This window comes from Kribbella sp. NPDC049174, assembly GCF_043197365.1.
GTDB lineage: Bacteria > Actinomycetota > Actinomycetes > Propionibacteriales > Kribbellaceae > Kribbella.
This window is the reverse complement of the sequence record NZ_JBICSZ010000001.1, coordinates 2,072,411-2,089,557: the sequence shown is the minus strand read 5'-3', so window position 1 is coordinate 2,089,557 and position 17,147 is coordinate 2,072,411. Positions and strand designations below refer to the sequence as shown.

The 17,147-nt window shown below is 68.5% G+C and carries 17 protein-coding genes; 8 read left to right on the top strand and 9 right to left on the bottom strand.

Features of this window, described 5'->3' with window-relative positions:
* The first annotated feature begins 87 nt into the window (after positions 1 to 87).
* Complete coding sequence (locus ACGFIF_RS09845) at positions 88 to 2,523, top strand: beta-galactosidase (protein WP_393153379.1); 2,436 nt, start codon at positions 88 to 90, stop codon at positions 2,521 to 2,523.
* 65 nt (positions 2,524 to 2,588) lie between these two features.
* Positions 2,589 to 3,692 carry a Gfo/Idh/MocA family protein gene (locus ACGFIF_RS09840; protein WP_393153377.1) on the top strand — a complete coding sequence of 368 codons (1,104 nt, stop codon included), beginning with the start codon at positions 2,589 to 2,591 and terminating at the stop codon, positions 3,690 to 3,692.
* Between the two features lie 14 nt (positions 3,693 to 3,706).
* On the opposite strand, the gene ACGFIF_RS09835 is transcribed toward ACGFIF_RS09840, so the two are convergent.
* Positions 3,707 to 4,681, bottom strand: a complete 975-nt coding sequence (locus tag ACGFIF_RS09835) for a zinc-binding dehydrogenase (RefSeq protein ID WP_393153375.1) — start codon at positions 4,679 to 4,681, stop codon at positions 3,707 to 3,709.
* Between the two features lie 113 nt (positions 4,682 to 4,794).
* On the opposite strand from ACGFIF_RS09835, the gene ACGFIF_RS09830 reads away from it, so the two are divergent.
* Positions 4,795 to 6,027: an ROK family protein gene (locus ACGFIF_RS09830; RefSeq protein ID WP_393153373.1), complete on the top strand. Its 1,233-nt coding sequence runs from the start codon at positions 4,795 to 4,797 to the stop codon at positions 6,025 to 6,027.
* Here the strand turns inward: ACGFIF_RS09830 and ACGFIF_RS09825 are convergent.
* From ACGFIF_RS09825 to ACGFIF_RS09800, 6 genes are read right to left on the bottom strand one after another with little or no spacing between them, the layout of a single operon-like run.
* Positions 6,024 to 7,376 (bottom strand): GH1 family beta-glucosidase, encoded by a 1,353-nt coding sequence (locus ACGFIF_RS09825; protein ID WP_393153371.1) that lies wholly within the window; start codon positions 7,374 to 7,376, stop codon positions 6,024 to 6,026. The two genes, ACGFIF_RS09830 and ACGFIF_RS09825, sit on opposite strands and share 4 nt — an antisense overlap.
* Positions 7,373 to 8,320: an aldo/keto reductase gene (locus ACGFIF_RS09820; protein WP_393153369.1), complete on the bottom strand. Its 948-nt coding sequence runs from the start codon at positions 8,318 to 8,320 to the stop codon at positions 7,373 to 7,375. Before ACGFIF_RS09820 ends, ACGFIF_RS09825 begins: the two co-directional genes overlap by 4 nt.
* Positions 8,317 to 9,096 carry a VOC family protein gene (locus tag ACGFIF_RS09815; RefSeq protein ID WP_393153367.1) on the bottom strand — a complete coding sequence of 260 codons (780 nt, stop codon included), beginning with the start codon at positions 9,094 to 9,096 and terminating at the stop codon, positions 8,317 to 8,319. The genes ACGFIF_RS09820 and ACGFIF_RS09815 overlap by 4 nt, the downstream gene beginning before the upstream one ends.
* Before the next feature lie 21 nt (positions 9,097 to 9,117).
* On the bottom strand, positions 9,118 to 9,948 hold the full coding sequence (locus ACGFIF_RS09810) for a carbohydrate ABC transporter permease (RefSeq protein ID WP_393153365.1): 831 nt from the start codon (positions 9,946 to 9,948) through the stop codon (positions 9,118 to 9,120).
* Positions 9,945 to 10,910: a carbohydrate ABC transporter permease gene (locus ACGFIF_RS09805; RefSeq protein ID WP_393153363.1), complete on the bottom strand. Its 966-nt coding sequence runs from the start codon at positions 10,908 to 10,910 to the stop codon at positions 9,945 to 9,947. The genes ACGFIF_RS09810 and ACGFIF_RS09805 overlap by 4 nt, the downstream gene beginning before the upstream one ends.
* 4 nt (positions 10,911 to 10,914) lie before the next feature.
* A complete protein-coding gene (locus ACGFIF_RS09800; RefSeq protein WP_393153361.1) occupies positions 10,915 to 12,237 on the bottom strand; it encodes an ABC transporter substrate-binding protein in 1,323 nt (440 codons plus the stop codon).
* Between the two features lie 173 nt (positions 12,238 to 12,410).
* Between ACGFIF_RS09800 and zapE the strand changes: the two genes are divergently transcribed.
* The 4 genes from zapE (at position 12,411) to ACGFIF_RS09780 (ending at position 15,319) form a co-directional block, all read left to right on the top strand.
* On the top strand, positions 12,411 to 13,451 hold the full coding sequence (gene zapE / locus ACGFIF_RS09795; RefSeq protein WP_393153359.1) for a cell division protein ZapE: 1,041 nt from the start codon (positions 12,411 to 12,413) through the stop codon (positions 13,449 to 13,451).
* 245 nt (positions 13,452 to 13,696) lie between these two features.
* Positions 13,697 to 13,981, top strand: a complete 285-nt coding sequence (locus ACGFIF_RS09790; RefSeq protein WP_393153357.1) for a hypothetical protein — start codon at positions 13,697 to 13,699, stop codon at positions 13,979 to 13,981.
* A gap of 14 nt (positions 13,982 to 13,995) precedes the next feature.
* Complete coding sequence (locus ACGFIF_RS09785; protein ID WP_393153355.1) at positions 13,996 to 14,862, top strand: PPK2 family polyphosphate kinase; 867 nt, start codon at positions 13,996 to 13,998, stop codon at positions 14,860 to 14,862.
* Positions 14,863 to 14,938: 76 nt separating this feature from the next.
* A complete protein-coding gene (locus tag ACGFIF_RS09780) occupies positions 14,939 to 15,319 on the top strand; it encodes a VOC family protein (RefSeq protein WP_393153353.1) in 381 nt (126 codons plus the stop codon).
* Positions 15,320 to 15,331: 12 nt separating this feature from the next.
* On the opposite strand, the gene ACGFIF_RS09775 is transcribed toward ACGFIF_RS09780, so the two are convergent.
* Together ACGFIF_RS09775 and ACGFIF_RS09770 are read right to left on the bottom strand one after the other, a co-directional pair.
* Entirely contained in the window at positions 15,332 to 16,471 is a 1,140-nt protein-coding gene (locus ACGFIF_RS09775; RefSeq protein WP_393153351.1) for a Clp protease N-terminal domain-containing protein, read from the bottom strand.
* On the bottom strand, positions 16,471 to 16,698 hold the full coding sequence (locus tag ACGFIF_RS09770) for a ribbon-helix-helix protein, CopG family (protein ID WP_393153349.1): 228 nt from the start codon (positions 16,696 to 16,698) through the stop codon (positions 16,471 to 16,473). The genes ACGFIF_RS09775 and ACGFIF_RS09770 overlap by 1 nt, the downstream gene beginning before the upstream one ends.
* Before the next feature lie 53 nt (positions 16,699 to 16,751).
* On the opposite strand from ACGFIF_RS09770, the gene ACGFIF_RS09765 reads away from it, so the two are divergent.
* A complete protein-coding gene (locus tag ACGFIF_RS09765; RefSeq protein ID WP_393153347.1) occupies positions 16,752 to 17,141 on the top strand; it encodes a VOC family protein in 390 nt (129 codons plus the stop codon).
* The last annotated feature ends 6 nt before the right edge of the window (positions 17,142 to 17,147 follow it).

Sequence of the window (17,147 nt, the reverse complement as noted above, 5' to 3'; positions counted from 1 at the left end):
ACGACCATAACCACGACCGCGCCGGGAGGGCAACACCCCTCGGCGCGGCGGCCCGGAACTTGATCGACACCCGGCGAGGACGTGACTGTGACGACACCTGCGAACCCCCGATCGATACGGCTGGAACGGCGTCGGCTCCTGGTCGACGGCGTACCGCGGATCCTGATGGCCGGCGAGGTGCACTACTTCCGGCTGCACCGCGAGGACTGGGCGGACCGGCTCGACAAACTCGCGGCCGCCGGCTGCGACGCGGTGGCCAGCTACATGCCGTGGATCGTGCACGAGACCGCCTCCGGCGAAGTCGACCTCAGCGGCGCCAGCAGTGAGTACCGCGATCTGATCGGGTTCCTCGACCTGGCTGCCGAGCGGGATCTGCTGGTCATCGCCCGGCCGGGCCCGTTCGTGATGGCCGAGCTGAAGAACGAGGGAGTGCCGTTCCGGATCTACCGCGACCACCCGGACGCCGTGCCACTGGGCTGGGACGGGAAGCCGGCGAGCACCGCCACCCTGGACTACCTCGAGCCCGGATACTTGGCCGAGGCCGAGCGGTGGTACGCCGAGATCATGCCGGTGCTGGCCGAACGCCTGATCACCAAGGGCGGACCGGTCGCCGCGGTCCAGTTGGACAACGAGGTCGGCATGCTCTCGTGGGTCACGAACACTCCGGAGCTGACCGACCGTACTCTGGCCGACCTCGCGACGTGGGCCGAACAGACCTGGGGCCGCACGGGCAGCATCGAGCGGTACGGCGCCGACCCGTCCGACACCGAGCGTTGGGCGGAGCAGTGGCGCGCCGGCGGCACCGCCGGCGGCACGGAGGCACAACAACTCGCGCTGCACCACGACCTCGGCGCCCACCACCGCGACCGTTATGCGCGGTACCTGCTGCGGCTGCGTGACGTCGCCCTGCAGCACGGCGTCGACGGCGTGCCGTTCATGGTCAATCTCCACGGCACGTACGCCGGTCGCGGCCGCACGTTCCCGATCGGCATCAGCCAGCTCTCGAAGGCGTACGCCGGGGTGCCGCAGATGACGTCCGGCTCCGACCACTACATGCGCGACCTGACCGTCGAGAACGTGCCGGACCTGTACGTGATGAACGCGTTCATGGCTGCCGTCCACGATGCCGATCAGCCGATCACATCGCTGGAGTTCGAGGCCGGGACCGGTGACTACGGTGAGGACCTGAGCTGGCTGACCAGCCCGGAGACCACCGAGCTGAAGACCCGGCTGTGTGTTGCCCAGGGCAACCGGTTGATCAACTACTACCTGTTCGCCGGCGGGCACAACCCGCCGCTGGACGAACCGGTCGGCGACGGCAACGACCGGATCGCGTTCACCGGCGAGCGGCACGGCTTCGCGGCGCCGGTCGATCCCGAGGGACGGCTGAGCCAGACCTACCCGGGGACAGCGAGTGCGGTGCGGGCGGTCCGTGGTGCCGAGCATCTGCTGGCCGGCATGGACGAGGAGTACGACGACGTCCTCCTCGGCTACGTGCCGGACCACTACCTGACCGAGTACCACCACCCGGACTCAGTCGTACGCCGTGACCAGGTCGGCGACCTGGAGAGGTATCGGGGGATGGGGCCGCGCGACATCCTCGTCCGGGCCCTGTTGCTGGGTGGCTACTCCTTCGGCGCAGTCGACCTGTCGTCGGCCCAGTTGGATCCGGCCGGTCCCGCGATCGCGCTGGCAACGCCGTCGGTGCTCGGCCGATCGGTACAGGATCGGTTGGCGGCGTTCGTCCGTGCCGGCGGGCGCCTGCTGCTGCACGGCCGGCTGCCCGTCGTCGACGACGATGGGTCGTCTTGCACCGTGCTCGCCGACGCGCTCGGCGTTAGTAGTGGCGGTGTCGTCGAGGGTAGCCCAGCTTTGTTCCCGTCGGTGCGCGCAACGTCGTGGGCAGGGGAGCAGCCGGAGGTGCGCGTCGGCATGCTCGAGCACCTGACGGGCCAAGGTGAGTCGCTCGCCGTCGACATCGCCGACGGCTCGCCGGTTGCCATGGACGTGACGGTGGCCGGCGACGGACAAGCCGTGGTGCTGGCCTGCGACTACCCGTGCCACCTCGGCTTCTGGCGTTCGGTGCTGGAGCGTCTCGGCATCCGCCGCCGGATGATTGCCGAGGGCAACTCTTCGGGGCTGATCACGACGAGCACTGCCGACGCCGCCGGTCAGCGACTGGTGCACCTGATCAACGTCGCGCCGCTGCCGCAGACGTTCACGCTGACCATGGACGAGGTAGCGCTCGAGCTCCACCTCGATGCTCGCGAGGGGTTGATCCTGCCGGTGGGTGTACGGCTCGACGACGGGGTGCTGCGCTGGTCCACCGCCGAGCTGGATGGGCCCGGCGACGGTTCGACCGTCCTACTGCGGCGGGCTGCCGGCGAGGGCCGCGCGCTGATCGAGACCGCTCGGACTGTGTCTGTCGACGGCGATGCCGCCGTGAGCCGGACCGAGCAGGGCTGGCTCGTCACCTGGCCCGCCGGCCTGGCCGGCGACCGGCTGACCGTGCGCCTCTCCTGACCCTGCACCTCTCCTGACCCTGCACCTCCTGGCGCAGCGCCTCTCCTAGGAAGGAACTCGCGACGATGACTCTGTCGATCGGTGTGCTCGGACTCGGAAGTGTGTTCAGCGGCCCGTATGCCGCCCTGATCAGCAAGCTCGAGCAGGAAGGGCGGGTGCGGCTGACCGCGGGCTACGACCCCGATCCGGACAAGCGATCCGCGGCCGCGGAACGGTTCGGGATCGATACGTCGGCCGGCCGGCCCGAGGACCTGATCGGCCGCAACGACCTCGACATCGTGCTGGTTCTCACCAGCATGAACCAGCACGGCGCCTTGGCCCGTGCGGCCCTCGCGGCAGGCAAACACGTGCTCGTCGAGAAGCCGATGTCGACCTCGCTGGAGGATGCTCGCGCGTTACTCGAAGCCGCCGCGGCCGCGCCGGGACAGCTGGTGTGCGCTCCGCACATCGTGCTGTCGCCGACGTACCGGGAGATGCATCGGCGGGTCCGCGACGGCGAGATCGGCGACCTCCATCTGGCCCGGGCCCGGTACGGCTGGTCGGGCCCCTGGTGGGGTCGCTGGTTCTACGAGTCCGGCGGTGGGGCGCTGTTCGACCTCGGCGTGTACAACCTGACCAGCCTGTGCGGGTTCTTCGGCTCGGTCCGGCGGGTCACCGCGATGGTCGGCACCGCCGTACCGAAGCGCGAGGTCAACGGCGAGCTCGTGACGGTCCGCGCCGACGACAACGCACACATCGTGCTCGACTTCGGCAACGCCCGCTTCGCCTCGATCGCGACTGGGTTCACCATGCAGAAGTACCGGTCGCCGGCGATCGAGCTGTACGGCGCCACCGGCGTACTGCAGTTGCTCGGCGACGACTGGGCACCGGACGGGTTCGAGCAGTGGACGAACGAGCGTGGGTCCTGGGAGTTGTTCGGCGAACGCGACCCGCACTGGCCGTGGACCGACGGCCTGCGCCATCTGGTCGAGTGCGTCGAGAACGGTACGTCGACCGTCACCCGGCCCGAGCACGCCTTCCACGCCCTCGAGGTGATGCTCGCCGCCAAGCGCTCGGCCACCGAGGGGCGGGTCATCGAGGTGACGAGCACCTTCCCCGACCTCGACTACAGCACTCCCACCCGAGCCGCCGGAGACACCCACGCGGTCCACGACCCCCGCACCTCCTGAGGTGCGGGCCCTGCTCAGGGGATGAGAACGACCTTGCCGGTGGTGGCGCGGTCTTCGAGGGCCTGGTGCGCTGCGGCAGCCTCCGAGAGCGGGAAGGTCGTCACGAGAGCGTTCCAGCGACCCGAGAACGTCTCTTCCAGCGCCGTCCGCTCGAGCTCGCGCAGCCTCGGCATCATCTTCGGCCCGATCGACCAGTTGGCGGTCAGACCGCGGGCCATCAGGTCCTCGGTGGTCAGCTGGATCGGACCGCCGCCGGACCAGCCGAACATCAGCACCCGCCCGCCGATCCCGAGGAGCTCGAAGGCCTGCTGACCGTTCTCACCACCGACGCCGTCCAGCACGACCGTGACGGCCTGGTCGCCCAGGTCAGCCTTGAGTGACGTGACCCAGTCAGGGTCCCTGTAATCGACCGCGTAGTGCGCACCGAGATCGCGGACCAGTTGCACCTTCTCCGGACCTCCGGCCAGGCCGACCACGGTCGCGCCGACGTTGCGCGCAGCCTGGACCAGGTAGCTGCCGATCCCGCCGGCCGCAGCAGTGATCAGTACGACGTCCTCCGCCGTCAACTGAGCCTGTGACAGGATGCCGGCCGTCGTCCGCCCGGTCCCGATCGCGGCGACCGCCTGGGCCGCATCGACATGGTTCGGAAGCTCGTACAGCGACTCCACCTTCGCCACGGCCAGTTCGGCGTACCCACCGGGCACCGGGCCGAGGTGGACCACGACCCGCTGGCCGACCCAGGCCGCGTCGACCTCAGGCCCGACCGCCTCGACCCGGCCGGCGACCTCGCGGCCGGGAATGGTGGGAAGGTCGGGCACCGGGATTGGTCCACCGCCCGCGGCGCCGGAGCGCAGCATGGTGTCGACCAGGTGGACCCCGGCCGCCTCGACCCGGATCAGCACCTGCCCCTCGCCGGGGACCGGATCCGGTGCCTCCTCGTAGCGCAGGTTCTCCGGCGGACCGAACGCGTGCAATCTGATCGTCTTCACAGCCGGAACGCTAGAACCTCAAGATTGCTTGAGGTCAAGGTATCCCACTTTCTTACCTTCTGTATTAAAGTGCGACCAGGGCCGAGACCTGGGGCCGAGGGAGGGACGGTGCCGTGGGGAAGATTCTCAAGGGTGCGACCGCACAGGAGACGCACAGCGCGATCCTGGATCTGATCCGGTCCAGCGGCACGGTCACCCGGGTGGACCTGGCCGATCGATCCGGCCTGACCGGCGCGTCCATCTCGCGGGTGGTGAAGCAGTTGCTCGCCGACGGCTTGATCATCGAGACCGGTCTCGGCGACCCGACCGGCGGCAAGCGCGCCACCCTGCTGCAGTTCAACCCGCGGGCCCGGCACGCCGTCGGCATCTCGATCGACACCCCCAGTACGTCGTACGTCGTCACCGACATGAGCGGCCGGGTGATCGAGCAGCTGTCGTCGCGCGGGATCGGCCGGGACGCGCCGGCCACTGCGGTCAAGTGGATCACCGCCGAGCTCGAGGACCTGATCGTGAAGGCGAACATCGAGCCGGCCACCCTGGTCGGCGTCGGGGTCGCGCTGGCCGGCCGGCAGGGCGGGGGAGGGATGCGGCTGCTGCGGACCGACTCGTCGAAGTACGCGTGGGAGCCGTTCGCGGTCCGGGACACGCTGAGCGCCGCGATCGACCACCCGATCGTGGTCGAGAACGACTCGACCTGTGCCGCGATCGGCGAGTTCTGGGCCGGCCGGATCCCGTCGGCGAACGACTTCGCCACCGTCTACATGGCGGCCGGTTTCGGCCTCGGCCTGGTGACGAACGGCGACGTGTACCGCGGCTCGTCCTCGAACGTCGGCGAGATCGGCCACATGATCCTGGACGTCAACGGCCCGCAGTGCTGGTGCGGTGGTCAGGGCTGCCTCGAGAGCCTGGCCGCCCCGGCCGCGGTGGTCAAGCGCGCCGAGAAGGACACTTCGCTGGTCAACGAGCTGGCCCTGCGCGGTCGCCGTACCGCGGTTCGGTCGGACTTCGCGAAGATCGCCCGGCTGGCGGCCGCCGGTGATCCCCGGTGCGTGCGGCTGATCGAGGAGTCGGCGACGTATCTGGCCAAGGCGTTGCTGTCGATCACCAACCTGCTCGACCTGGACCAGATCATCCTGGCCGGCCCGGGTTTCAGCGAGGCCGGCGACATCTACGTCCGCGTCGCGGGGACCGAGATCAACCGGTTGTCGTTCGTCCGCGCGATGCATCCGACCCGGGTCGAGCAGTCGAAGCTGGGCCCGGGCGCCGCCGCACTGGGTGCGGCGTCGCTCGTCCTGCACAGCCAGCTCACCCCGCACCAGAAGTCGACCCGGGCCCTGACCAGCTAGCTGGTGAGGAAGTCCTGCAACCAGCGGCCGCTCTTCTTCACGATCCGCGCCTGCGTCGTGTAGTCGACGTACACGATGCCGAAGCGGCGGCTGAAGCCGAACGCCCACTCGAAGTTGTCCATCAGCGACCAGGCGAAGTACCCCTTCAGCGGCAGGCCTTCGGACACGAGTTCCCGGCAGACCGCGATGTGCTGCTCGAAGTACGTCTGCCGCTCGTGGTCCTCGACGGTCCCGGCCGCGGTCAGTTCGTCCGGGTACGCCGCGCCGTTCTCGGTCACGTACAACGGCAGGTCCGGGGCGAGCTTGTTGATCGTGACCAGGATGTCGCGCAACCCGCTCGCCTGGATCGGCCAGCCCATCTGCGTCTTCGGCAGACCGGTGTCGACGGCAACCACATTCTCGCTGCCCGGCTGCGTGGTCGGACCGCCCGGTGACGAGACCGGCCCGTCCGGTGCGGCGACGGTCGTGGGGCAGTAGTAGTTCACGCCCAGGAAGTCCAGCGGCGCACCGATCACCGGGAGGTCCGCCTCGTACTGCGCGAACCAGTCGGTCATCCCGGTGTCCTCGAGGACGTCGGCCGGGTACTTGCTCGCGAGCAACGGCTCCAGGAACAGCCGGTTCCGCAACCCGTCGACCCGTCGCGCGGCGTCGCGATCCGCGGCCGAGTCCGACGCCGCATGGATCGGCGCCGGGTTGAGCGCGATGCCGTAGAACCCCTCCGGGCAGCGGATGGCTTCGAGTGCCAGCCCGTGCCCGAGCAGCAGGTGATGCACCGCCTTCAACGCGTCGGTGCCCTCCGTCCGTCCCGGCGCGTGCTCGCCGTTTCCGTAGCCGAGGAAGGCCGAGCACCACGGCTCGTTCAGCGTCATCCAGTGCTTGATCACGTCCGACAGCGCCGCGTGGGTGACGGCCGCGTAGTCGCGGTACCGCTCGGCCGTGTCGCGCACCAGCCAGCCGCCGGCGTCCTCGAGCGGCTGTGGCAGGTCCCAGTGGTAGAGCGTCGCGTACGGCGTGACGCCGTTCTCGAGGCAGGTCTCGGCGAGCCGGCGGTAGAACGCGATCCCGGCCGGGTTGGTGACGCCGGAGCCCGCCGGGATGATCCGCGGCCAGGCGATCGAGAACCTGTACGCCTTCAGGCCGAGGTCCGCGAGCAGCCGGATGTCCTCGGCGAAGCGGTGGTAGTGGTCGTCGGCGACGTCACCCGTGGTGCCGTCGGCGATCCGGCCGGGCGTGTGCGCGAAGGTGTCCCAGATGCTCGGACCGCGCCCGTCCGTGGAGACCGCTCCCTCCACCTGGTACGACGCGGTCGCCGCGCCCCAGGTGAATCCGGGTGGGAAGCCGTTCGTCACGATGTCTCCTTAGTGCCCTCGACCCAGTACTGCTGCTCCGGGAGGAGGCTACCTAACCGGTTAAGGAGGTCGGTAGGGAGGTCGGCTTCCAGGGCAGCCAGCAGGGTGTCGACGCGGGCCGGCTTGCTGATGCCGACGACGGTCCCGGCGATGTCGGGGTTGTCCGTGGAGTGCCGGAGCGCGGCGGTGGCGAGGTCCGTGCCGTGCTCGTGACAGGCCTTGTCCATCTCGGCGACAGCCTCCAGGACCGCGGCCGGAGCCTCCCGGTACGCGTACTTCGTGGCGCCCTGCGGGTTCGCGAGGATCCCGCCGCCGTAGACCGCCGCGTTGATCACGCCGAGCCCGTCGGCGACCGCGCGCCGGAACAGGTCGCCGGCGGAGTGGTCGACCAGGCTCCAGCGGTTGTGCACCAGCAGCACCTCGAAGCCGCCGAGGTCGAGGTAGCGGGCGAGTTCGCGGGTGTTGCCGCCGGCCAGGCCGACATGACCGATCTCGCCGTCCGCGCGCAGTTGCATCAGGGTGTCGACCGCGTCACGCATGGTGTCGAAATCGTGGAACTCGGGGTCGTGCAGGTGGACCAGCGGCAGCTCGTCCAGCCCGAGCCGCTCCTTGCTCTCCGCCACGCTGGCCCGGACCCGCGCACCCGAGTAGTCGCCGTCGCGCGCGTCCACCTTCGTCGCGACCAGGAAGCCGTCGGGCAGGCCGCCGTACTCCTTGATGGCCTGGCCGATGCGCAGTTCGCTCTCGCCGTCGCCGTACCCGTTGGAGGTGTCGATCCAGGTCAGCGGGCTGTCGAACACGCGCAGTACCAGGTCGACCGCTTCCTGCCGCGTCACGTCGTACCCGAAGACCGCAGGCATGCCGGCGATCCCGCTGCCGCCGGCGCAGACGGCGGAGACGGTGAGGCCGGTGGATCCGAGGGGGCGTAGCCAGTCCTTGTTCATGCCTCAGACCCTACGGCGAACGCGAAGCCGTCCGGGTCGACGTAGACGGTCGTGCCATCCGGTGAGACGAGTTGGCCGAGGCCGGTCGGTGGCTTGCCTTCGAGCTCGGCGTATGCGAAGCCGGCGACGTCGAGTTGCGGTTCGCGGGACGTCTTGTCGACGTCGTAGGTGAACACCTCGAGCACGGTGTCGCCGCCTTTGAGGTAGCCGATGCTGAAACCGCGGTGGTCGTGCGGCTGCTCGATCGTGCCGATGAACGAGAAGCCGTAGTGCTCGTCGTAGTACGCGCTGGTCTGCTCGCGATCGTCGATCGTGATGGCGATGTGGTCGAACCGCGGCCGCTGCGGCACGCCGAGCGCCCGCTCCCGCGCGACCCCGGCCTGGTCCAGTACGGCGGCGTACTGCAGATCGCCCTGGATCATCTCGAGCAGGGTGCCGTCCGGGTCGTAGAAGAAGCAGATCCGGACCGCGCCCTCGGCATCGAGTGGATCGAGTGTGAACTCGACCCCGGCGGCCTTCAGTACGGCGGCCCGCTCGTCGAGCCGGTCGACCTTGAACCCGATGTGCCGGAAGCCCTTCTGCAGATCGTCGCCGACCCAGGTGCTGAGCTCCCGGCCGTTGCCGACGGCCCGTAACTCGATCGTCGCGGTGACCGCGTCCAGTACGGCGCGCTCCGGGGTCGGTTCGCCGACGACCTGGAGCTCGAGGAACTTGCTGTAGTACTCGATCGAGCGCTGCACGTCGGTGCAGTTGACCACGACGTTCTTGATCGGCATAGGACCTCTTTCAGTCGAGTGCTAGTTCTTGACCGCGCCGAGCATCATCCCGGCGACGAACTGCCGTTGCATCCGGACGTAGACGATCACGACCGGTACGACGGACAGGGTGAGACCGGCGGTGAGGGCCGGCCAGTTGGTGGAGTACTGGCCCATCAGGGTGAACAGCACCGGCTGCAACGGCAGCGAGTCGGTGTTGCGCAGGACCGTGTTCGCGATCAGGAACTCGTTCCAGGTGGAGAGGAACTGGAAGATCACCACGGTCGCGATCCCGGGCCGGGTCAGCGGCAGGATCACGCGCCGGAAGATGGTGAACTCGCTGCCGCCGTCGACCCGGGCGGCCTCGATCAGCTCGTCCGGCAGGGTCTGGAAGAACGCCCGCATCAGGAACATCGCGAACGGCGCCGACCCGGAGATGTAGAGCACCAGCAACCCGGTCTGGCTGTCGAGCAGGCCGAGCGACTTCAGCTCCAGATAGAGCGGGATGATGAGCGCCGTGGACGGCATCATCAGCGTTGTCAACAAAAGGACGAAGAGCGTGTTACGGAACGGGAAGTCGAGTTTGGCGAAGGCGTAACCGCTCAGCGTCGCGAAGACGAGCACGCCGATGACCGTGACCGAGGTGATCCAGACGCTGTTCCAGAAGTGCAGCGGGAACTCGATCGACGTCCATGCCTCCTTGTAGGCGGCGCCGGTGAAACTGCGCGGCAGGAACGGCCCGTTGAAGATCGTGTTCTGCTCCCGCAGCGAGGTGAGCAGCATCCAGACGAACGGGAACGCCATCAGCACACAGAACGGCACGAGGACGAAGGTCGCGAACGACTTGCCGAGCCAAGGCCTGCGCGTGTTCATCGATCCGCCCTCCTGGTCAACCAGAGTTGGGCGATCACGGCCAGCGTGCACAGGACCATCGTCACGACGCTGAACGCAGTCGCGTAGCCGAGCTGCGGGATCGACCCGGACGTCGAGCCGAACGCGAGCGAGTACAGGTACGTGCCGAGGACCTCGCTGGCGTGGTTCGGCCCGCCGCCGGTCATCACGAAGATGACGTCGAACGCCTTGAACCCGTTCAGCAGCCCGAGGCTGACGACGAGACCGGTGACGACGCGCAGGCTCGGGACGGTGATGTGGCGGAACTGCTGGATGGTGTTCGCGCCGTCCACCGCCGCCGCCTCGTACAGACTCGGGTCGATGCCCTGCAGGCCGGCGTAGAAGATCAGCATGGTGAATCCGATCCCGCCCCAGACCGTCACCACGACGATGGCCGGCAGCACCGTCTTCTGGTCGGCCAGCCACGGATGTTGCAGGCTGTCCAGACCGATTGCCCCGAGCAACCGGTTGAGCGTGCCGATGTTCGGGTCGTAGATCAGTTTCCACAGCACCGCGGACACCACGAACGAGACGATGCCCGGGATGAACAGGATGGTCCGGACCAGGACGCCGACCCTCGGCCAGACCGCGTTCACGAGGACGGCGGTGACGAGGCCGAGGAAGGTGAGCAGTGCCGTGGTGACACCGGTCAGCACCAGCGTGATGATCAGCGCCCGGCGGGCGACCGGATCGGACAGCATCCGGCTGTAGTTGTCGAAGTTGACGAACCTCGGCGTACCGAAGCCTCCCCACGAGGTGAGGCTCAGGTACGCCGTGTAGAGGATCGGCCAGAGCACGAACGCCAGGAACAACGCGAACGTCGGCAGCACGAATAGATAGCCGGCGACCCGCTGCGACTTCCGCAACGGCGAGCCGAACCGGTACGACGTACGGCGGGGGAGTGCACCTGCTCTGGTTTCCGACCGGGACAGGGCTGTCGCCATCCGATCAGCCGCCCTTGGCGTTCAGCACGGCCTGCTGCATCTCCTTCGCGACCGCCGCCGGCTCGCCCTTGCCGTCGAAGATCTTGGCCAGGGGATCGCCGGCCGCGACCGAGCCGGGACCGAACGGGATGTGCGGGCAGCCGTCGCCGTCGAGCAGCCAGGACGTCATCTGCTTCATGATCGGCAACTCGATCCGCTGCGCCGCGCTCTTGGTGGCCGGCATCGAGTTGGAGTCGTTCATGGTAGGGGAGTACTCGTCCGCGGAGTACAGGAACTTGAGGAACTCCAGCGCGGCGTCCTTGTTCTTGCTGGTCTCCGAGACGGCCCAGCCGGCGCCGGCCTGGTTGGCCGTCCAGTGCCGCTTGCCGGCCGCGATGGCCGGGGTCTTCATCACCTTGTACTTCTTCACGAAGGCCGGCGGCGCGTCCTGGGTCAGACCCTGCGGGGTCCACGATCCGTTGAACAGCATCGCGGACTTCTCGGTGTAGAACAGCTGCGGCGCCTGGTCGCCGCTGGTCCCGGTCGTCCCGGGCTGGAAGACCCCGCCCTTGACGATCTTCAGCTGGAGCTCGATCGCGTCGACGACCTTCGGGTCCTCGTACGTCGCGCCGTCCTTCAGCTGATCGAGTTTGAGGTAGAAGGTCGGATCGTCGGCGACCTGGGTGATGAGCGGCAGGAAGAAGTCCAGCGAGCTCGTCGTCGGGTTGCAGCTGAGCGCCACCGGGTGCTTGCCGGTGGCGCGGATCTTCGCCGCGGCCGCGATCAGGTCGTCCCAGGTCTCGATCTCGTCCTCGCCGACACCGGCCTTCTTCAGCAGGTCCGGGTTGTAGAACAGGCCGAAGGTCTGCGCCATCCAGCCGACGGCGTACTGCTTGCCGTCCAGCGTGTACTCCTGGTTGGCGGAGTCGAAGAAGTCCTTCAGGAAATCGTCGCCGAGATCCTTCTTCAGGTCGGCGGAGATGCCCCCGGTGCCGTAGGTGAGCGCCCGGGTGTGCGGCGCGAAGATCTCCGGTACGTCGCCGCCGGCCACCGCCGCCTGCAGCGCGGGCAGGTACTGGTCCGGGGTACCGAAGATCCTGTTCTCGATCTTGATGTTGCTGTGTGCCGCCTCGAACTTCTCGATCAGCTTCGGGAACTGGGCCTCCTGGTCGTTGTACCAGGACCACATCCGCACCACGGCCTTCCCGCCGCTCGTGGTGCCGCCACCGCTGTCACTTCCGCCGCACGCGGTCAGCGCCGACCCCAGTCCGAGCGTCGCCGCCCCACCCAGTGCGCCCTTGAGAACCGTCCGCCGCCCGACCGTCCCGGCATTCCGCCGTTCGCCCATACCGACTCCTCAGTCAGTCACCTCACGAACCCACACTCAACTTCCTAACTGAAAGTAAGAAAGTGGTCAAGGTCACGTCAAGGTCCCTGCGAAGTTTCCCGAGGTTTCCCGCCGCGTCCCGGGGTGCGGGCTGGGCGACGCGGGCCGAGTGGGGCGCCCTTAGGGTTGGGCGCATGGTGATTCGGTTGAGTGAGCGGTGGCCGGAGGTGAGCTCGGATCGGCTGCTGTCCGAGTGCGTACCTCCGCCGCGCTTCGCCGACGTACGTTTCTCAACCTACCGCCCGGCCGCGGACGAACCGTCCCAGGCCGATGCGCTGGCCGTGCTGACGTCGCGAGCCGTGGGCCTGGCGAAGCCGCGGCAGGCACCGAGTCTGTGGTCGCGTCTCCGCGGGCGCACCGAGGTCTCGGGCCAGCCCGGCGTCTATCTCGACGGTGGCTTCGGCGTCGGCAAGACCCACCTGCTCGCGTCGCTGTGGCACGAGGCGGCCGGACCGAAGATGTACTGCACCTTCGTCGAGCTCACCAACCTCGTCGGTGCCTTGGGCCTCCGGACAGCTGTCGAGGCACTGTCGTCGTACCGGCTGATCTGCATCGACGAGTTCGAGCTGGACGATCCCGGCGACACGATGCTGATCTCCCGCCTGCTCGGACAGTTGGTCGCGGCCGGCGTCGAGTTGGCGGCGACCTCGAACACCTTGCCGGACAAGCTCGGCGAAGGCCGGTTCCAGGCGATCGACTTCCTGCGCGAGATCCAGGCCCTGTCCGCGCACTTCGACGTACGCCGCATCGACGGACCGGACTACCGCCACCGCGGCCTTCCCGTCGCGCCCGAACCGTGGCTCGACGATCAGGTCGAGACGGTCGCCGTCGATCGAGACAACGCGTCCTGCGACCACTTCGTCGACCTGCACCGCCATCTTGCCGAGTTGCACCCGAGCAAGTACGGCGCCCTCCTCGACGGCGTGGACACCGTCGCCATCACCGACATCCGCCCACTGACCGACGAGAACGTTGCCCTCCGCGTGGTCGTGCTGGCCGACCGCATGTACGACCGGAATCTGCCGCTCCTGGCCGGCGGTGTCCCGCTGGACCAGCTGTTCTCCGCCGACATGCTCAAGGGTGGCTACCGGAAGAAGTACCTGCGAGCCCTCTCGCGCCTGATCGCTCTCGCGAACACCGGCATGGTCCCCGAGGCCAGCACAGTCGTCCCATAGTTGTTGCGAGTCCGTTGCACCGTGGGCGGGTAGGCCTGCGACGTGCTTCGCTGGGGTGATGACGGGGAAGCGGCATACAGCGGTGTTGTCCGTCGTGCTGCTCGCGGCTGGACCCCAAAGCCCGTCTGTGGCTGGGGATCGCGCTGGGGGCGCTGGCCGGGTTTGTTGTCTGGCAGAGCGTCGCGAACAGTAGGTTCCGGTTCGTCTGGAGCCGGGACGAGGGCGAGCTTGCTCAGCTGACGATCGTGCTCGGACTGATTGCGGCACTTCTCGTCGCCACCGGCGTCCAACGGAGCTGGCTGGTGCGGGCTGCGGTCTACCTGTGCGGCTGTGCGCTCTTGGTGCTCGTCGCGGTCGTGGCCGGTACGGCGTACTACAACGCGACCGACTGTGAAAGCGGCGACTCCGACTGCCTGTCGCTGCTGGGTGGAATGGTCTGGGGCGTCTTCTCGCTCCCGGTCGCCGCGGTGGCGATTGTTGTGATCGAAGTGGTCCTGCAGCGTCGTCGGAAGCGCGTACGGCAGGGTTGAGGCAGGATGGGCGGATGGCGAAGCAGAAGAAGAGCCAGGCGGATCAGGATGGGCTGCTCGAGCAGTTGCGGGTGCCGCCGGGGCCGGTGGATCTGAGCAAGTACGACACACGCGCGACGCCCGGGTTCACCGGGACCAAGGACGAGGGCAAGGTCGCGCTGGAGAGCCTCGGTGCCGAGGTGTCCGACTGGCAGGAGCGGCTGTTCGCCGAAGGCCGCAAGGGCGGGCAGCGCAGCGTGCTGCTGGTCCTGCAGGGGATGGACACGTCCGGCAAGGGCGGGGTGATCCGGCACGGCGCCGGGCTGATGGATCCACAGGGTCTGAAGATCACGTCGTTCAAGGCGCCGACGCCGGCGGAGAAGCGGCGGGGGTTCCTGTGGCGGATCAAGCAGGCGCTGCCCGACCCCGGGATCATCGGGATCTTCGACCGGTCGCACTACGAGGACGTGCTGATCGCGCGGGTCCGCAACCTGGTCGCACCGCCGGTGTGGAACCGGCGCTACGGGCAGATCAACGACTTCGAGGCCGAGCTCGCCGCGAGCGGTGTGACGGTGCTGAAGTGCTTCCTGCACATCTCGGCCGAGGAGCAGAGGGTGCGGCTGGAGGCGCGCCTGGACGACCCGACGAAGCACTGGAAGTACAACCCGCGCGACGTCGACGAGCGCAAGTTCTGGCCGGCGTACAAGGAGGCGTACGAGGCGGCGCTCGAGCGCTGCAACAGCCCGGAGGCGCCGTGGCTGGTGATCCCGAGCGACCGCAAGTGGTACCGCAACTGGGCCGTCACCACCCTCATCCTCGAGACCCTGCAGACCCTCAACCCCGAGTGGCCCGCCGCCGACTTCGACGTGGACACCGAGAAGAAGCGCCTCGCTGCCACCTGATCACGCTGGATGACGAGACGACAGGTGGGTACGGGCAGAGCGAGCGGGAGGTGACGGGGCCGAGAGGAGCGGAGTGATGGGTACGGTTTCGGTGCGGTACATCGTGAACGATGTCGATGCGGCGGTCGACTTCTACACCAAGCACCTCGGGTTCGACGTGCAGATGCGGCCGGGTCCGGGGTTCGCCGGGATCACGCGGGGCGACCTGCGATTGCTGCTGTCCGAGCCGACCGGGCCAGGCGGTGCGGCCCAGGCCATGCCCGACGGCCGCGTGCCGGAGCCGGGTGGCTGGAACCGCATCCAACTGGAGGTCGACGACCTCGAGTCCGTGGTCGGCGCGCTGCGCTCGGACGGCGCGACTTTCCGGAACGACATCGTCACCGGCCGCGGCGGCCTCCAGATCCTCTTGGACGACCCGTCCGGCAACCCGATCGAGCTCTTCCAGCCGACTACCTGAGCCTGGGCATCCTCACGCGTCGGGGTCGATGTCGTGGCGGCGCAGGAGGGCGCGGAGCTCGGCGACCTGTTCGTGCAGGCGTTCGTTCTCCTCGAGTACGGCGCTGAGCTCGGCGAGCAGGTGGTGACGGCGGCCGAAGGTGGTCCAGGCGGTGCCGGAGTCGTCGGCGAGGAAGCCGGCCACGGCTGACTCGACCCGGTGTTTGTGGCCACGCCAGTCGTTCACCTTGGCTCGGATCTCGTCGAGATCCGCGCCGAGCTTCATCAGGATCTGCGCCGCCACGCCTTCTCCGTCGCGCAGCAGGCCGAGGAGGAGATGCTCGGTGTCCAGGACGTCGTCGCCCAGGGTGCGGGCCTCCTGGTAGGCGTGTTCGAGCGTGCTCTTCGCGCGGGGGGTGAACGGGACCGTGCCCGAGGTCTGATGCGCACCGCGGCCGATCATCTCCACCACGAGGTCACGGACCGCGGGTGCGGTGACGCCCATACCGCCCGGTCGCCAGCCTTCGGCGGGCATCCCGGAGAGCACCTTCGCGGCCACGCCCTGGCCTTCCTCGATGAGCCCGAGCAGCAGGTGCTCGGTCCCGATGAAGTTGTGCTGCAACTGGTGGGCCTCGACCTGCGCCAGTACGACGACCCGCCGGGCCCGGTCGCTGAACTTCTCGAACATCTCCTCACCCCTCCACAACTCTTCGCCCCCGAGCGCGTGGCTCGCGCGGAGATTCGCCACCTCGCCCTCGAGCAGCAGCTCGATCCTGAGGTGTTCCTGCAGGTCCTCTGCGGTGACCCGCTGCGGCGTCAGCCGGGCGCGGATGAAGTCGGCGACCTCAACCGGCGTGACCACGGCTGCCGTCAGCCGGTCCAGCAGTTCGTCCCAGTCCTCGACCGGCTCGAGCCGCAGATCCGCCTGATTCACCGCGACGAACTGCAGCACGACCGCGACCGTCACCACCCGGTTCGCACCCTGGAAAGCCCGCGCCCGGATCAGCCCGGACAACAACACCGCCGCCGCCTCGGCCAGTCCGTTCGTACGCCGCACGTCGGCCAGCACCTGATCGACCGCGTCCAGGTCGGTACGACGGACCGCGTCCCCGGACTCGCAACGCAACACCCGGGCAGCGACCGCGAGTACGTCGTACTGGTCGAGGAACTGCATCAGTCGTCTCCACGGAGGCGTTGCAGCGACTCCTCGTGGCGGGCCAGGTTCTCGTCGAGCAGGCGGCCGAAGCGGCGGTCCTGCCGGCGCTGATCCACCAGCGCCGCGATCGCCTCCCGGGCCACGTCCGACACCGAACGCCCCTCGACCGACGCAACCGTCTGCAGCCGCTCCGCCAACTCCGGATCCAGCCGCAACAAGATGTTCTTGGTCGATTCCTTCGCCATGGATAGCAAGATATCACGCTAGCTAGCCCCGAAGCAGGTGGAAGATAGGGCGCATGTTCAGAGCTCCGCAGATCACGTTCTACTCCGAGGACCTCGCGAGCCTCCGCGACTTCTACCTGGGGCTCGGGTTCGAGCAGCGGTTCCAGCACCCGCCGGAGGGACCGCCGATCCATGTCGAGCTCACCCTCGACGGGTTCAACCTGGGCATCGCCGACGTCGGGTCGGCCCGGAAGGACCACGGGCTCTCGCCGGACCTCACCGGCCGGGCCGCCGAGCTGGTGCTGTGGTGCGACGACACGGACGGGGAGTACGCCCGCCTGACCGCCGCCGGTTCCAAGGCGCTGTCCGGGCCGCACGACTGGCTCGGCAACCTGCGCATCGCCTGGATCGCCGACCCCGACGGCAACCCGATCCAACTGGTGGAGAACCGCACGGGTGGGTGAGGGTTG

Bases quoted from the DNA above. Each gene is read 5' to 3' on its own strand.
- ACGFIF_RS09800 (WP_393153361.1), bottom strand. From the start codon at position 12,237: ATGGGCGAACGGCGGAATGCCGGGACGGTCGGGCGGCGGACGGTTCTC.
- ACGFIF_RS09840 (WP_393153377.1), top strand. From the start codon at position 2,589: ATGACTCTGTCGATCGGTGTGCTCGGACTCGGAAGTGTGTTCAGCGGC.
- ACGFIF_RS09765 (WP_393153347.1), top strand. From the start codon at position 16,752: ATGTTCAGAGCTCCGCAGATCACGTTCTACTCCGAGGACCTCGCGAGC.
- ACGFIF_RS09810 (WP_393153365.1), bottom strand. From the start codon at position 9,948: ATGAACACGCGCAGGCCTTGGCTCGGCAAGTCGTTCGCGACCTTCGTC.
- ACGFIF_RS09815 (WP_393153367.1), bottom strand. From the start codon at position 9,096: ATGCCGATCAAGAACGTCGTGGTCAACTGCACCGACGTGCAGCGCTCG.
- ACGFIF_RS09775 (WP_393153351.1), bottom strand. From the start codon at position 16,471: ATGCAGTTCCTCGACCAGTACGACGTACTCGCGGTCGCTGCCCGGGTG.
- ACGFIF_RS09785 (WP_393153355.1), top strand. From the start codon at position 13,996: ATGGCGAAGCAGAAGAAGAGCCAGGCGGATCAGGATGGGCTGCTCGAG.
- ACGFIF_RS09780 (WP_393153353.1), top strand. From the start codon at position 14,939: ATGGGTACGGTTTCGGTGCGGTACATCGTGAACGATGTCGATGCGGCG.
- zapE (WP_393153359.1), top strand. From the start codon at position 12,411: ATGGTGATTCGGTTGAGTGAGCGGTGGCCGGAGGTGAGCTCGGATCGG.
- ACGFIF_RS09805 (WP_393153363.1), bottom strand. From the start codon at position 10,910: ATGGCGACAGCCCTGTCCCGGTCGGAAACCAGAGCAGGTGCACTCCCC.
- ACGFIF_RS09770 (WP_393153349.1), bottom strand. From the start codon at position 16,698: ATGGCGAAGGAATCGACCAAGAACATCTTGTTGCGGCTGGATCCGGAG.
- ACGFIF_RS09820 (WP_393153369.1), bottom strand. From the start codon at position 8,320: ATGAACAAGGACTGGCTACGCCCCCTCGGATCCACCGGCCTCACCGTC.